The organism is Nocardia tenerifensis NBRC 101015 (genome assembly GCF_000308715.1).
Classification (GTDB): domain Bacteria; phylum Actinomycetota; class Actinomycetes; order Mycobacteriales; family Mycobacteriaceae; genus Nocardia; species Nocardia tenerifensis.
Genome location: NZ_BAGH01000321.1, coordinates 1 through 2,421, shown reverse-complemented (window position 1 = coordinate 2,421; position 2,421 = coordinate 1). Strand labels below are relative to the sequence as shown.

2 protein-coding genes are annotated in these 2,421 nt (G+C 67.3%); both read left to right on the top strand.

Features of this window, described 5'->3' with window-relative positions:
- Positions 1-297, top strand: a 297-nt coding sequence (locus tag ON39_RS25950) for a ComF family protein (RefSeq protein ID WP_040738308.1), incomplete at its 5' end; no start/stop codon positions are given.
- Between the two features lie 181 nt (positions 298-478).
- Positions 479-1,234 (top strand): ribosome hibernation-promoting factor, HPF/YfiA family, encoded by a 756-nt coding sequence (hpf, locus tag ON39_RS25945; RefSeq protein ID WP_040738307.1) that lies wholly within the window; start codon positions 479-481, stop codon positions 1,232-1,234.
- Positions 1,235-2,421 lie beyond the last annotated feature (1,187 nt).

Here is a 2,421-nt window from a genome sequence, read left to right as displayed (position 1 = left end):
CGCACGGCGTTGGTAGCCACGAGTTGGCTACCCGATAGCCAAATGGTATCTCTGCTGCGGGTGTGGTGGGGCGTACATGATTCGGTGGGCTTGACACCCCGTGAGCGGGTGCACAACCTTCGTGGTCGTATCACCACGATACCCGGCCGCGACGCGGTGCCGCCGATTCCGACAAACGCCGAGGTAGTGCTGGTCGACGACGTGCTGACCACCGGGGCGACGGCGCGCGAGTCGGTGCGCGCGCTCGCCCGGATCGGACTGCCTGCCCGTGCCGCGGTGGTCCTCTGTGCTGTTTGACTCCGGGAAATTTGCGTGAACACTGGCGTACTCCCCGATGTCGTACTAGCGTCGCGATCACACACCCGAACCGGGAGTTTGGAGGTGAAGCCTCGGACATCATGTGCCGAGAGATCGTCGATCGGCACAGCTCATCCCGCCGCACGCTCGTTGTCTGTGCGGCCATATTCGGGAGGTACGCGTGACGACTTCTTCACGACCTTCAGTGCAAGACGCCGATCCTTCGGTGCTGGACGACGGCACCATGGACGCGACCGGAGAGTCTGTAGCGGACCGAACCAGGACGCCCCGCGCGGACGTCGTGGTCAAGGGGCGCAACGTGGAGGTTCCGGATCACTTTCGAATCTATGTCGCGGAGAAACTCTCCCGACTCGAACGTTTCGACCCATCCATTTTCATCTTCGACGTCGAGCTGTTCCATGAACGAAATCGGCGGCAGCGCAAGAGTTGTCAGCGCGTCGAGATCACCGCGCGCGGCAAGGGCCCGATCGTCCGGGCCGAGGCCTGCGCCGACAGTTTCTACGCCGCGCTCGAGTCGGTGACGGCGAAGCTGGAGAGCCGCCTGCGCCGCACCAAGGATCGCCGCAAGGTGCACTACGGGGACAAGACCCCCGTGTCCGTCGCCCAGGCGACCGCCGACCTGGTGGACGACTCCCTGTTCGCCCGCTCCAACGGCTCCTCCGCCGCGCACGACCACCCCGACGGCGACTCCCGCCGCACCGACACGACCACGGAGAACGCGGATTACGCGGCCGGACCCGGCCATATCGTGCGCACCAAGGTGCACACCGCGACCCCGATGTCCGTCGACGACGCCCTCTACCAGATGGAACTCGTCGGCCACGACTTCTTCCTCTTCCAAGACCGCGAGACCGACCGACCGTCGGTGGTCTACCGCCGGCACGCCTTCGACTACGGCCTCATCCGGCTCGCCTAGCTCGTCTGGTATCAGCCAGGGGCCACACCCCCTCCGCCGCTCCGGGCCCTCAGCCCTCGAGCTGGGGGTCCGGAGAACCCGGATCGAAGAGTTCACCCTCCGTCAGGCACGGTTACACCCCGATCGAAGCCAGACCCGTTGTGAGCGTGCGAGTTTCAGAGTCACCCCAGACTCCGCGAACACGATAGCCCGCGCCGCAGACCCTGCGGCGCGGGTCCGGTGCGGAAGTCGCCTTCGACGGCGATATCCGCGGACTCGAAGTCCAGACCCAATTCTGCTGCGGCGGAAAGGGTTTCGGAGATCGTAGCCGCGCTTCGGTCGTCATGCCTGCGCCTCGGCGGCGATGCTCGCCGACCCGGTGCGGGTCAGCGGCGGCGGTTCCCTGCACGTGTCGCGGGCCGTGGGTCGGTAGCGAAGGTTGCGAGCCATATGGTGCTGGCTGCGAATTAGATTGCGGCGCAAGGTCCCTCGTAGAGAGCTCCCTGTTTCAGCGGAGGTAATCGCAGACCGGGTGACGACGGTCGCGGAACAGCGTAGTCGTCGGTTCAGTAACGGCTGTCCATGTGTTCAGCGACAGCGGTCGCCGGTTCAGCGCTGGCGCAGCGGCGAGGGCCGCCGGTTCGGCGGCAGCTGTCGCGTGGTCGGTGACGGCGGCGCAGGCTCAGCTGGATTCGAGCCGCTTCCCAAGGACCGCGCTCTTCGCAGGCCCTCGAGTAGTGCGATTCCTCGGAATCAGTGCGGATTCTGCCGGGTCGGGCGGGTCCGGATCCGCCCCACTGCGGGCGGTGACGTGCGTGAGGCTGCCGCCGACGCCGCAGCCATCCTCGGGTTCAGCGGCGCGAGTCGCGGGTTCGGCGGGGACGCGGGTCCAGTCGCGGTAGCTGCGAATTCGGAAGCGGCGGTCGGCGTTTCGGTGGAGATGGTTGTCGGCTTCAGCGGCGTGGGTCGCGCGGTTCGGTTACGGCAGTCGAGGCTCAGCCGCAGCGTTCCCCGGGTTCGCGGCGCGGGTTCGATGGCGGTGGTCGGCGGGCCGGCGGAGATAGGGACGTGGACTCGGTACGGGGTCGCGGGGTCGGAGGCGGGCGGAGTTCGGCGGTGGCGGCTGCGAGTCACCGGTGGCACATACAGCGGCGGCGGTAGTCGCGGCCTCAGTGCCGGGAACTGCGGATGCGGTCGGGGTTTCGGCG